Annotated in this window: 15 protein-coding genes; 1 reads left to right on the top strand and 14 read right to left on the bottom strand. The window is 36.0% G+C overall.

The window, feature by feature from the left end; all coding sequences use genetic code 11:
• Nucleotides 1-105 precede the first annotated feature (105 nt).
• Nucleotides 106-195, top strand: a complete 90-nt coding sequence (locus BME96_RS09610; protein ID WP_019378330.1) for a YjcZ family sporulation protein — start codon at nucleotides 106-108, stop codon at nucleotides 193-195.
• Between the two features lie 146 nt (nucleotides 196-341).
• Here the strand turns inward: BME96_RS09610 and BME96_RS09605 are convergent, their stop codons facing one another.
• The 14 genes from BME96_RS09605 to deoB form a co-directional block, all read right to left on the bottom strand.
• Nucleotides 342-713: a GNAT family N-acetyltransferase gene (locus BME96_RS09605; protein ID WP_019378329.1), complete on the bottom strand. Its 372-nt coding sequence runs from the start codon at nucleotides 711-713 to the stop codon at nucleotides 342-344.
• A gap of 220 nt (nucleotides 714-933) precedes the next feature.
• Nucleotides 934-1,386: a M50 family metallopeptidase gene (locus BME96_RS09600; protein WP_060678837.1), complete on the bottom strand. Its 453-nt coding sequence runs from the start codon at nucleotides 1,384-1,386 to the stop codon at nucleotides 934-936.
• A gap of 21 nt (nucleotides 1,387-1,407) precedes the next feature.
• On the bottom strand, nucleotides 1,408-1,845 hold the full coding sequence (locus BME96_RS09595) for a peptidylprolyl isomerase (protein ID WP_019378327.1): 438 nt from the start codon (nucleotides 1,843-1,845) through the stop codon (nucleotides 1,408-1,410).
• 77 nt (nucleotides 1,846-1,922) lie between these two features.
• Entirely contained in the window at nucleotides 1,923-3,230 is a 1,308-nt protein-coding gene (lysA, locus tag BME96_RS09590; RefSeq protein WP_071648967.1) for a diaminopimelate decarboxylase, read from the bottom strand.
• 86 nt (nucleotides 3,231-3,316) lie between these two features.
• On the bottom strand, nucleotides 3,317-4,798 hold the full coding sequence (locus BME96_RS09585) for a spore germination protein (protein ID WP_071648966.1): 1,482 nt from the start codon (nucleotides 4,796-4,798) through the stop codon (nucleotides 3,317-3,319).
• A 20-nt stretch (nucleotides 4,799-4,818) separates the two neighbouring features.
• Nucleotides 4,819-5,244, bottom strand: a complete 426-nt coding sequence (locus BME96_RS09580; RefSeq protein ID WP_019378324.1) for a stage V sporulation protein AB — start codon at nucleotides 5,242-5,244, stop codon at nucleotides 4,819-4,821.
• Nucleotides 5,225-5,839 carry a stage V sporulation protein AA gene (locus BME96_RS09575; protein ID WP_083547453.1) on the bottom strand — a complete coding sequence of 205 codons (615 nt, stop codon included), beginning with the start codon at nucleotides 5,837-5,839 and terminating at the stop codon, nucleotides 5,225-5,227. Before BME96_RS09575 ends, BME96_RS09580 begins: the two co-directional genes overlap by 20 nt.
• A 782-nt stretch (nucleotides 5,840-6,621) precedes the next feature.
• Nucleotides 6,622-7,374, bottom strand: coding sequence for an RNA polymerase sporulation sigma factor SigF (gene sigF, locus BME96_RS09570; RefSeq protein WP_019378322.1), 753 nt, complete (start codon nucleotides 7,372-7,374; stop codon nucleotides 6,622-6,624).
• A gap of 8 nt (nucleotides 7,375-7,382) precedes the next feature.
• Entirely contained in the window at nucleotides 7,383-7,823 is a 441-nt protein-coding gene (gene spoIIAB / locus BME96_RS09565; protein WP_019378321.1) for an anti-sigma F factor, read from the bottom strand.
• A complete protein-coding gene (spoIIAA, locus tag BME96_RS09560; RefSeq protein WP_019378320.1) occupies nucleotides 7,820-8,173 on the bottom strand; it encodes an anti-sigma F factor antagonist in 354 nt (117 codons plus the stop codon). The genes spoIIAB and spoIIAA overlap by 4 nt, the downstream gene beginning before the upstream one ends.
• 106 nt (nucleotides 8,174-8,279) lie before the next feature.
• Entirely contained in the window at nucleotides 8,280-9,461 is a 1,182-nt protein-coding gene (locus BME96_RS09555; protein ID WP_071648965.1) for a D-alanyl-D-alanine carboxypeptidase family protein, read from the bottom strand.
• Between the two features lie 217 nt (nucleotides 9,462-9,678).
• Complete coding sequence (locus BME96_RS09550; RefSeq protein WP_019378318.1) at nucleotides 9,679-10,983, bottom strand: pyrimidine-nucleoside phosphorylase; 1,305 nt, start codon at nucleotides 10,981-10,983, stop codon at nucleotides 9,679-9,681.
• 21 nt (nucleotides 10,984-11,004) lie between these two features.
• A complete protein-coding gene (locus tag BME96_RS09545) occupies nucleotides 11,005-11,823 on the bottom strand; it encodes a purine-nucleoside phosphorylase (protein ID WP_019378317.1) in 819 nt (272 codons plus the stop codon).
• Nucleotides 11,823-13,013 (bottom strand): phosphopentomutase, encoded by a 1,191-nt coding sequence (gene deoB, locus BME96_RS09540; RefSeq protein WP_019378316.1) that lies wholly within the window; start codon nucleotides 13,011-13,013, stop codon nucleotides 11,823-11,825. Before deoB ends, BME96_RS09545 begins: the two co-directional genes overlap by 1 nt.
• Nucleotides 13,014-13,100 lie beyond the last annotated feature (87 nt).

The raw sequence follows: 13,100 nt of genomic DNA, 5'->3' as shown, positions 1-13,100 counted from the left end.
GCATAAACGCCTATACAAACAACAGGGTCCCTACATAATTTACTAATGTAAGATAAATAATAACACAATTTATTTGTCTTAAGAAGAAAAAGGAGGAGTACTATTATGAGCAATAGTTATGGATATGGCGGCGGTTTTGCGCTAATTGTAGTTCTATTTATTCTGTTAATAATCGTTGGGGCAGCTTGGTTCTAAACCAAAACTGTATAACAATGCCGTAAAATAAAAAAATAAAAAGCCAGCCCTTCATATAAGAGGGCTGGCTTTTTATTTACTTAGGGCATTATAGATTTAAAACTTTGGATACTTTATTACTGGATTAGCCATGTCCAGATTTTTAATTAACCATTCTGTTCATCTACATCATCACATTTTGTATAGAACTGTTGCACTTCATCACTTGCACATACAGCGTATTTCTCCTGATATAGATTACTCACTTCAATAACCATTTTTTTACCTATTCCATTATTTCGGTGAGATGGATTGACAGATACGTGTTGAATAACAGCATTAATTTCATCTTCAATCTTTAAACCTACAGCACCTAATATATCATCATCTTCTTTCCACAAAAAAAGATGCCAATCTGGATTAGTTTCATATTCTTTTATCGTCTGCTGTAATTTTTTCACGTCTTTTTTTTCCTCAGGCATAAAAGATAATAAACCCATGGCGATTTTTTCTAAGTTCTTCTTATAGCGAATTAACATAGATACCCCTCATTAACAAAATAACTTAAATAACAGGTTATCCTGTTGTTTATTAAAATTAAACTAACATTTGAATAAGTAAGATTTGATTCGTATCTTTTTGCTTGTTATTATATATATTTATACATTATTCTTATTATTTGTCAACTCTCGCATAGCTATTATTAATAAGGATGAACAAAAATCTCCCAAATAATACCTTTTTCAACTATATGTATGTCTAAATTCTTCTGATAATCTCCTTAAAAATGGTATAACCATCCGTTTGCTTTTCCTTTATCTTAAAAGGAATTAAATTTACAACCGCTAGCCAAATATTAAATAAAAGAAATAAAGAAGTATAATTGTTAGGTATCCAATCATAAAGTAAATAAACAATAAAGGCTATTATAGCATTCATAATAGGACCAGATAAGCTGATCCATATAATCTCTCTCAATTTATATGGATGTTTCTTTTCATGCTCTACTACGCCGCCTAAAAAGTAAAGGCTATAGATGGAGAGCTGAAATCCTTTCCGGGAAATTCCTCCCAGTTTTTTTCCAGCTCCGATTGAAACTTCCACCTTATGTGCTTTTAACACAATAGCCATTAATGCATGACCGAGTTCATGCATTGCAATACTAATTGGCGCTACAATTAATATCAGATAAAACAGTAAAGGTATACTCATTCTATTTTATCCTTACACCTACTACTCAGAAAAAACTTTCATTTCTTTCATTTGATCTCCATTTTTCATTGCTTTGGCATGCTCAATGCCTGAGGTTACTTTACCAAATACCGTGTGCACCCCGTCGAGATGCGGCTGAGCTTCATGCACAATAAAGAATTGACAGCTACCTGTATCTTTTCCTGCATGGGCCATAGATAAAGAACCTTCTTCATGCTTATGAGGATTTCCTTCAGTTTCACATTTTATAGTGTAGCCAGCAGAGCCCGTTCCATTTCCGACCGGACAACCACCCTGGCTAACAAATCCGTCAATTACTCTATGAAAAGTCAACCCATCATAAAAGTTATCGTTGGCAAGTTTTTCAAAGTTAGCAACAGTGTTTGGAGCTTCATTTGGGTATAATTCAAATTCTATTTTATTACCATTTTCCATCAAGATATAACCATGTTTAGACATAGGTCACAACCCCTTTACTATTTTTCAACCAGTGTTATTTTACCACTTAATTTATTTTATGAAAAGAAATGCTTACTTTAAACGTAATGTAAATCATTTTTTGTAACATCCATATAGCTTTCTCTACGTACAACTAATTTTTCAGTTCCATTCTCTACAAACACTACAGCTGCCTTAGGCAAGCGATTATAATGATTTGCCATTGAATAGCCATAAGCCCCTGTTGAAAATACGGCAAGCACGTCACCATTGTTAACTTCTGGAACAGGCAAGTCCCAGATTAACATATCGCCGGATTCGCAACATTTACCTGCAACGGAAACATCCCTCACAGGAGGGTGTGACGCTTTATTCGCAATAACTCCTTCATACTTGGCCTGATATAACGCTGGTCGCAGATTATCTGTCATTCCTCCATTAATGGAAATATAATCTCTCGTACCCGGTATATGCTTTTGGGAGCCAATCGTATACAAGGTGATCCCTGCATTTCCAACTATTGCTCTGCCTGGTTCAAGCCAAATTTCAGGCATCGGTATGCCCATTTTATGAGAGTGGTTACGGACCGCTTTGACTAATTCCTCTATATAAAATTCATAAGGAATAGGGTTATCCTTTTCCGTATATCTAATTCCAAAACCGCCCCCCAAATTCAATACTTCCGGGGTATAACCATGTTTTTCTTTCCAAGTATTCAACTCCTGAAATAATAGCTCTACAGCAATTAAAAAACGATCAGTTTCAAAAATTTGTGAACCTATGTGGCAATGCAACCCTTTAAATTGGATCCTGCTGTGTTCATGTAATAAACAGAACGCTTTTTCAGCCTGTCCATTATTTAAATTAAAACCGAATTTAGAATCTTCATTTCCAGTCATAATATATTGATGTGTTTTGGATTCAATTCCTGGAGTTACCCGAAGAAGAACATCCATTTGTTTTTCATGCTTTTCAAGCAAGCTTTCCAGTAAATGTATTTCATTAAAGTTATCTATAACAATACAACCAATGTTATTTTCGATAGCCATCGTAAGTTCTTCTTCACTTTTATTATTGCCGTGCATATGGATTTTCTCTGTAGGGAAATCGGCTTGGATCGCAGTATATAATTCACCTTCCGAGACAACATCCAAGCAAAGGTTTTCCTGTTTTATTACTTGGAGCATAGCAATTGATGAAAAAGCTTTGCTCGCATATGCTACTTTAGCATTTATATTTAAATTATTAAATGTTTGAACAAAAGACCTACAATTTTTACGAATTAATTCTACATCATATACATACAATGGTGTCCCATAATTGCTTGCTAAATAAGTAGTATCTATCCCTCCAACTTCTAAATGACCTAATTCATTTACTTTAAAGGGGTGATTGTCAATAATCATGCTTAAGTTCCTCCGTTCCCCAACACCTAAATATAATTACAAACTTTATCATAATAATGAAAATTTTAAAAGAGCTAACATCATACTTAGCTCTTTTTAATTGGTTGACTATAGTTGTTTTTCGGATGCACAATACTCGGTCTACTATTACTGTATGGTTTAGGGACCCGAAAAATAATTTGTAACATTGCTCGTGGGTTAAATGGAATAAATGGCCATAAGTAAGGTGTTTTTATGGAACGTAAATGGATTAAAAAGAGTAGGTGTGACAATACACCGATAGTTAATCCGTAAACCCCAAAGAAGCCCACTGCCAAAACTAATCCTAAATTTATTAACTTATTTGCCACGCTCAATTCATAACTTGGTGTAACATAAGAGCCTATTGCGCTTACTGAGATATACAGAATTACTTCCGGACCAAACATCCCAACATCAATTGCAATTTGTCCAATCAGAACGGCTGCTATCAGACCCATTGCTGTTGCTAAAGGTGTGGGAGTATGAATTGCTGCCATTCGCAAAAACTCTAAGCCGATTATACCTAATATGATTTGATAGGTGATAGGGATATTCCCTTCTTCATTTGGTCCAATAAAAGCCAGTTCTTTCGGTAAAAACGTTGGTTCAATAACAAATAACAACCAGACGGGCAAGAGATATAAAGATATAAAAACAGCAATAAACCGAATGAGACGAATAAAAGTTCCTGTTAGAGGTGCTTCCCTGTATTCCTCAGCGTGCTGCATATGATGAAAAAAAGTAGTTGGTAAAATAATGGCACTTGGGGAAGTATCTACAAAAACAATAACATGTCCTTCTAACAAATGAGAAGCCGCTACGTCTGGTCTTTCTGTATACCTTACTAGGGGGTAAGGACTCCATTTTCTATCGATAATAAACTCTTCCAACGTTTTGTCGGCCATTGTAATCCCATCAACTTCAATTTTTTCAATCTTATCTTTAATAGTTTTTACTAATCCATCATCAGCTACGTCTTCCAAGTAAGTAACACACACATCCGTTTTGGAACGTTCTCCCACTTTCAACATTTCATTACGTAAACGAGCGTCTCGAATTCTCCTTCTCGTTAGAGCTGTGCTTTCTACAATGTTTTCTGTGTAGCCATCACGTGATCCACGAATCACTCTTTCTGTATCTGGTTCTTCAGGGGTTCGACCAGGATAATTACGTACATCAATGACAAAGGCAATTTTTTCACCATTTACAAAGACGATAATTAATCCGGAAAGCAAATTATCCACGACTTCATCCATCGTTTCTACTTCTTCTACCTGTTGATGCACTAACCGATTATTGACAATTTCTTTTAACTTCTTGGAATTTGCTTCATTATCATTTATTTGAATAAGAGTTTCTAAAATTTCCTGAATAATAACAGAATCACATAAACCTGTCACATAATATAACTGAACTTTTTTTCTTAATAAAGTAATTTCGCGGAACCCCAAATCAAAGGAGACATCTAGCCCAATTCTTTTTTTCATATATGTTTGGTTATCCATTATATTAGATGAGACCGCTATTTTATTATCTCGGCGTTTCATTGCTTTCACCCCTAAATCAGTTATTTAACAAAATACAGCCATTGAAATAATGAACCGGCAATCTTACCAAACACAAAAGCCATTAAAAGGAATAATAAATAATCGTCCATTCCAATCCTTTTTGATAATACTGGAAATACGTTCAAAACCTCAGTTAAAGCCGCAGCAAGCATGCCATTAAAGATACCATGAAGCAATCCCCATATAATTAGCATAATAGTTGGCTGATCCCAGCTAATATTAGCAAAGGAAATAAATGTACCAAAGATAGATGCAATCAGCACACACGCACCGTATACTTTCACTAATTTTTTTCTTTTTGTCAGTTGTACCATTCGCGGAATAACCCCAAGAACAGTCAGAAATGCTACAAAGCCAGCTCCGACCGCTATCCCTCCGGAAAATCCAATAAGTGCTTGAAAAAAATTAACGATTATTTCTTTCATCGTCCAACATATTTTCATTTTGGATTAAATAATCATCTAAATTTTGCTGGTAATTATTAATCTCGATTTCCAGGGGGCTTGGTTCCTCATTAAATTTTTTGCTAAACCAATGATTAAAGAACAGTAACATACCTATCCCAAGTCCAATTGAGTAAGGGACCTGAATCCATAATGGAAACTCATTCTCTTGTCCTGTCAATAAAAAGTGGAGCTTTTGCTGAACTTCCTGCATACTGACATCATAATGAAAATTCATGATCGTCATTGCGGTGCCTATGAATAAAATTAGCCATACGATTACTACCAGAAGAAAGGATAATGGTTTTTTCTTTTCATGAATCCGAATAATACATTGAGCTGGGCCAATAACTTGTAATTCCAACTCAGGAAATTTTTTATTTAAATAATCAATGATTAAAAAACTGTCAATTACTACAATATTTTTATCCTTTTTTGTTATGTGATAAATAGTTGTATTATTCAGCTCTTCTTTGTAAGAAGAGTCTATGGAGATATGTGCAATATTTTTTAAGGTAACTTCTTGATATTTAGGTAATTCAACACTTTTTTTCATTCTAAGATAAACAATAGACACAGGATCTCTCCTCTAAATGATAATCTACCTGTATTGTTTACCAAAAAAGGAATTATTATTAGATTCAATTGCAAATGTTGCGTACAAATGAGTTTGTTCATTCATAGTTGGAGGGAAATGCGACGTAACTTGTGGTGGACGGAGTAATTCATTTTACAGAGGAAGCACCCATTGATTTGCGTTTCAGGCGGAAGCTTTCACACCTCCGGGTACAAGCGCGACATCTGCTCGTGCCCTCACAGTGTCTTCTTTGCCGCCAGCATGGCCTCGGCCGCTTCCTTCGCTAAGGTCCGTGCAGAGTCTTCAGCTCATGCTATTCCGGTAAGAATCACCCCCTTCCGCTCCAATCAATTTGTACGAGCTTTAAAAGAGTGGTTTTTTTCACTTGTCCTTGAGGATGTTAAGCTAGCTTTTTACACCTGATACTAAAGTCACTTATTGCTTATAAAGTAAAACTAAGCGGAGGAAAATACGGAGACTTCTGGGGGAGATGAGGCATAGGTGAGACCCCGGAATGCGTTAGCATGAGGAGGCTCATCAGCCGCCCCCGAAAAGCGTAGTTTTTTCCGTAGCGGTGGTGTAATCAGATTCAATATTTCAGTGAACTTTCCAGCAACATAGTTATTTTTCTTACGCTAAAGACGAAAAGTTACTTCGCATTTTATCCATTTTGCGAATCATTGGATAACTACATTATTTGTAGTATTATCCAAAAAGGTGGTAATGATGAATATACTTCTTCTCATGTAAAAAGATCACCATCAGTATGGTGATCTTCTTTGTTATGTACCATCTATGTTGACTTTCATATCCTGCAGGATTTTTTTCTCAAGTCTAGAAACTTGTACCTGCGATATTCCCAGTCTCTGGGCAACTTCAGATTGTGTTTGATCTTTGTAGTATCTTAAATAGACAATCAATCTTTCTCGCTCATTTAAACCTCGAATCGCTTCCTGCAAAGTTATTTTTTCGAACCAGTGGGAGTCTTGCTCAGCAATTTGATCAAGTAAAGTGATAGGATCCCCATCGTTCTCGTAAACTGTTTCATGAATGGAATGCGGTGACTTTGAAGCCTCCTGTGCATGTACTACTTCTTCAGAAGAAATTTCTAATGCGTTGGCTATCTCATTAACAGTAGGAGACCTACCAAGTTCTTTAGTCAATTCATCCTTTTTTCTTCTAATTTTGTTTCCCATTTCTTTTAAAGAACGACTAACTTTTAAACTGCCATCATCTCGAAGAAAACGTTGGATCTCTCCAATAATCATAGGTACGGCATATGTTGAAAATCGAACATCATAGGATAAATCAAATTTATCAATCGATTTTATTAAACCAATACTTCCAATTTGAAAAAGATCTTCTTGTTCGTAGCCTCTATTCATGAAACGCTGAACAACTGACCAGACAAGACGGACATTTTTTTCCACCAACAAGTCCCTTGCACTCATATCACCTTGTTGACTTCTGCGAATATACTCTTTTACCTGTTCATCAGTTAGTGTCTTGTTTTCTTTTTTAACGTTTACATTCATAGACATCCCTACTTACAAACAGTCTTACTGTTTATTAGTTGTTTTGTCATGTGAACTGTTGTTCCTTCACCTGGATTAGAAATAACCTCAATAGTATCCATGAAATTTTCAATTATTGTAAACCCCATTCCAGACCTTTCCAAATCTGGCTTTGAAGTGTATAAAGGTTGTCTTGCTTCTTCCACGTCACCTATACCTACACCGTTATCCTTAATAACTAGTTCAATCTCACCTTCGTGAATGATGCATTTAATGAAAACCTGATGGTTAGGTTCATTATTGTAACCATGAATAATAGAATTAGTTACTGCTTCAGAAACAACTGTTTTAATTTCCGTTAGTTCATCCATAGTAGGGTCCAATTGGGAGATAAAAGCACCAACGGTCACCCTTGCAAAAGACTCGTTCTCACTTACACTTAAAAACTCTACTGCCATCTCATTTTTCATGAAGCCACCCCCAACGTTTCTAAGGCAAATTGCTCACTTTCTTCCAGTCTGATTATTTTAAATAACCCCGACATCTCAAATAGTCTTCTTATTGGCGGAGAAATAGAACACACTACCATTTCCCCACCGAGTTGTAGTACTTCTTTATATCTGCCTAAGACCACTCCAAGTCCGGAACTATCCATAAAGCTTACAGCTTCCAGATTTAAGATCACATGTTTTATCCCATGTTTATAAATTTCTTCTTTCCATTTATCACGAAGCTCTTCTGCTTCGTGATGATCTAACTCACCGGAGAGCCTAACGATCAATACTTCATCTTTCACTTGAAATTCTGCACTAAGACCCATCTTCTTTTCCTCCTTACATAACTTCATATGACTCTCTTTCTATATTGATTGATTGAAATCCTGCTAAGTGACAAAAGAAGAAGTATTTCATTGAAATTAGAAGATATCACCTAGAATTCGCTAATTTTTGCACAGATCTTTTAAATAAGGTTAAATAAGATGCTTTTTCGATATCTTCTTTCACTGTAAGTGATGTCTTAGATAACGTTTTGTCTCCGTCCTTTACATATAACATTCCTACTTTAGCTCCCTTTTTCAAAGGTAAAGTAAATTCAGAGTCTAGTGTAATGACAGTTTCAACATTCTTTGTGTCTTCGCCTTTTCGGTGAACGGTACTTATAGACTCTGAAGTAATTATTTCAATATTTTTTCTTTCTGCCTTTAAAAGATTTAATGAAGTTATTCGCTCACCTTTATCAAATATATGCTTTGTTTCATAATGATTAAATGCATAATCCAGCATACCCGATATTGTTGCATTCCTCTCTTTAATCGTCCCTGCGCCCATCACAACAGCTATAACTCTCATGTCACCTTTCTTGGCAGTAGCAGTTAAGCAATACTTTGCTTCATTGGTATAACCTGTTTTCAACCCATCTACGCCAGGATAAAACTTTACAAGTTTATTTGTGTTAACAAGCCAAAATTCATTTTCTTTCCCTTTTCTCAAATAATCTTCATAAATGGAGGTATACTTTGTGATTTTTTCATATTTCAAGAGTTCTTTCGCTATCATAGCCATATCATAGGCTGTGCTATAGTGATCTTCTGCCGGTAAACCAGTTGTATTTTGAAACTTTGTGTTTTCTAAACCTAGTTTCTTTACTTTTTGATTCATCTTTTTTACAAACGCTTTTTCACTGCCAGCAATTCTTTCTGCTAAAGCAACGCTTGCATCATTGCCAGAGGCAACTGCAATCCCTTTAAGCAAATCTTTTACAGTCATTTCTTCGCCTGCCTCCAGAAAAATCTGAGAACCTCCCATAGAAGCAGCACGCTCACTCACCCTAACTTTTTCTTCGTACTTTAAGTCACCTTGTTCCAATGCTTCCATAATTAATAATAATGTCATAATTTTAGTCATACTAGCAGGGGGTAATTTTACGTGTGCATCTTTATCATAGAATACTTGACCAGTATCTCTTTCTAATAAAATTGCAGATTTCGCATTATCTGCAAGGTTAATTGAATTGGTTTGATCTCCTTTACTTTCTTCCGCATATACTGACATTCCAAATAAGCTATAAACAATTACCATCATACTGGTTATGAGTAACTTTTTCTTCATCGTACTACCTCCAACTCATTTTATATAAGTATAGGATTCCCATTAGTAAATATATTTATACTGCTTTATAAGTCAGTTTAGCAATGTAAATAAACTCATTTGAAATGTTAAGTGCCGTAACAAATACTTTAAAGCCATAAAGAAAAATCCGAACTATGATTCATATTAAAAGAATCAGTTCGGATTTCCCATAATTAAAAATATATTTTCTTAAACATTAATCTGTATAAACCTCATAGATTAATGTTGGTGCTTTAATTTCTGACGAAGCTATGGTGATGTTCTTATATAATAATTGTTTTACTTCTTCAATGTCTTCTTTGTTGGAATGGACAGTCAGTAAGGTCTCTCCTTTTTCAACTGAATCTCCGATCTTTTTATGCAAAACAATACCAACACCTAGATCAATCTCTGATTCTTTAGTTGCTCTTCCTGCTCCTAGCATCATTGCTGCAGTACCAATTTCATTTGCAACAATTTCAGAAACTGTGCCTGCTTCTTTAGCAGGTACATCTATCTTATATTTTGCTTGTGGCAAAAGTTCTGGTTGATCAGCGACGGAAGGGTCTCCACCTTGAGATTCAAGGAATTCTTTAAACTTTTCAAATGCTTTACCGTTTCGCAAATTTTCTTCTAATTTGTTTCTGGCTTCATCTAGATTTTCCGCTTGTTTAGCCAGAACTACCATTTGACTACCTAATGTTAAACATAACTCAGTCAAATCTTCTGGGCCTTTACCTTTTAAGGTCTCAATTGCTTCTTTCACTTCCAGCGCATTACCAATGGCATAACCCAAAGGCTGACTCATATCGGAAATAACCGCCATTGTGTTTCTTCCCACTTTATTTCCGATGGATACCATCGCCTTAGCCAGTGACTGAGCATCTTTCAAATCCTTCATGAAAGCACCGGAACCTGTTTTAACATCAAGCACGATAGCATCCGCCCCAGAGGCTATTTTTTTACTCATTATAGAACTCGCTATCAATGGGATAGAGCTAACTGTTGCTGTGACATCACGTAAGCCATAAATTTTCTTGTCAGCTGGAGTTAAATTGCCTGACTGACCAATAACAGCTACTTTATTCCTGTTTACAAGATTTATAAATTCATCATTTGATATCTCCACATGGAAACCTGGAACAGATTCTAGTTTATCAATTGTACCTCCTGTATGTCCCAAGCCACGACCGCTCATCTTGGCTACCGGGACACCGACAGAGGCTACCAAAGGCGCAAGTATTAAAGTAGTTGTATCTCCTACTCCACCGGTGGAGTGTTTATCTACTTTTACTCCGTTTATATCGGAAAGATTAATTTGATCGCCGGATTCAACCATAGCTAACGTCAGGTTTGCTCTCTCTTCTTCCGTCATATCTTGAAAATAGATAGCCATTAAAAGTGCGCTGGTTTGGTAATCCGGGATATCTCCGTTCGTATAACCCTCGATAAAATAGTTAATTTCTTCAGAAGTTAATTCTTCTCCATCTCTTTTTTTCTCAATAATGTCATACATTCTCATCTTTATCGCCCCTAATAGGTATTATGGTAAAGTACTGATTATTTTTTTAATAAACCTTAAAAAGTCATCACGGACTCTTTGAGTTGTTTCAATAACTTCCTCATGCGTTAAAGGTTGATCCAGTATACCAGCTGCCATATTTGAAATACAAGAAACACCTAACACACGTAATCCTGCATGTCCTGCTACTGTTACTTCAGGGACTGTAGACATTCCTACTGCATCCCCTCCCCATGAACGTAACATTCTAATTTCTGCAGGAGTCTCGTATGTTGGACCAGTGTTACCTACATATACTCCTTCTTGTACTTGCAAATCTAAATCTTCGGCACATTCCTTCGCTAAACGTATATACGCTTTGTCGTAGACCTGAGACATATCTGGAAAACGAGGCCCCAACTGCTCTTCATTTTTTCCAATTAAAGGATTATCTCCCATGTTATTAATATGGTCAGTAATTACCATTAGATCTCCAGGTTGAAACTTTTCGTTTATTCCACCAGCTGCATTTGTAACAATAATAGTTTCTATTCCAAGTTGTTTCATTACTCTTACAGGGAATGTAACCTGCTGCATAGAGTAACCTTCATAGTAATGAAAACGCCCTTGCATAGCTAGTACCTCTTTACCTTGAAGTTTACCTATAACTAATTGGCCTTTATGCCCTTCCACAGTGGATACAGGAAAACCTGGAATATCTTCATATGAAATATCAATAGCTTCTTCAATTTCTTCAGCTAACACTCCTAAGCCCGAACCTAGAATCAACCCGATTTTAGGAGTAGTATCTAATTTCCCTGAAATATAAGCACTCGCTTCTTTAATTGATGATGGAATCATTAAGCATCTTCCCTTCCTAATTGGTTTAACAAGCTTTTACCGTAAGATGGCAGCTTCACGTTAAAATTATCAGAGATTGTTGCCCCAATATCAGCAAAAGTTTTACTAATAGGCAATTCTTTCCCTTCTTCTATACCTGTATGATAAGCAATTAAAGGAACATATTCTCGTGTATGATCCGTACCGTGATGAATTGGGTCATTACCATGGTCTGCAGTAATAAGCAGTAAATCATCCTCTTGCAATCTTTCTAACACTTCAGGTAGGCGGGCATCAAATGCTTCTAATGCATCACCATATCCCTTGGGATCACGTCGATGGCCGTACTTCGCATCAAAATCCACTAAATTCAAAAAGCTGATTCCTTTAAAATCTTTTGACATTGTATCTACAAGCTTAGTCATACCATCCTCGTTATCAATGGTTCTAATAGCTTCAGTAACCCCTTCCCCATCATAAATATCGGAAATTTTTCCTAGGGCAATTACATCATAGTTTTCATCCTTTAATTCATTCATTACCGTTCTTCCAAACGGCTTTAAAGCATAGTCATGACGATTAGCTGTCCGTTGAAAAGAACCAGGATCACCAACAAATGGACGTGCGATTACACGACCAACCATATATTTTTCATCGAGGGTTAACTCACGCGCCATTTCACATATACGATATTGTTCCTCTATAGGAACAATGTCTTCATGTGCAGCTATTTGCAGTACAGAGTCGGCAGAAGTGTAAACAATTAAGGCTCCGGTTTCCATATGCTCCTGGCCAAGTTCTTCAATAATTTCCGTACCGGAAGCAGGTTTATTTCCAATTATTTTCCGTCCGGATTTTTTTTCTAACTCTTGGATTAACTCATCTGGAAAGCCATCAGGAAATGTACGAAATGGCTGTTCTATATATAAACCCATTATTTCCCAATGACCTGTCATCGTATCCTTGCCATTTGAAGCCTCTTGCATTTTTGTATAATATGCCAACGGTCTTTCTGCCTTTTTTATTCCTTGAATTTCTCGAATATTACTTAATCCAAGCTTCCCCATATTAGGCATTTTAAGTCCTTTCATATGTTCTGCAATATGTCCTAATGTATCTGCACCTAAATCGTTGAATTCAGCCGCATCCGGTGCTTCACCAATTCCAACAGAATCCATAACAATTAAAAATACACGATTAAATTTTTTCATACCTAAAACCTCCCATAAATTGTATTCCCATTTCCTAGATATAATATGTCCAGTATTCTAAGACTACTGAACGAAACAACAACTTGT

Origin of the sequence: Virgibacillus halodenitrificans, assembly GCF_001878675.1 — a bacterium.
Lineage (GTDB): Bacteria > Bacillota > Bacilli > Bacillales > Amphibacillaceae > Virgibacillus_Q > Virgibacillus_Q halodenitrificans.
Note: the sequence above shows the minus strand (reverse complement) of the source record. Positions and strands in the feature narration are given on the sequence as shown.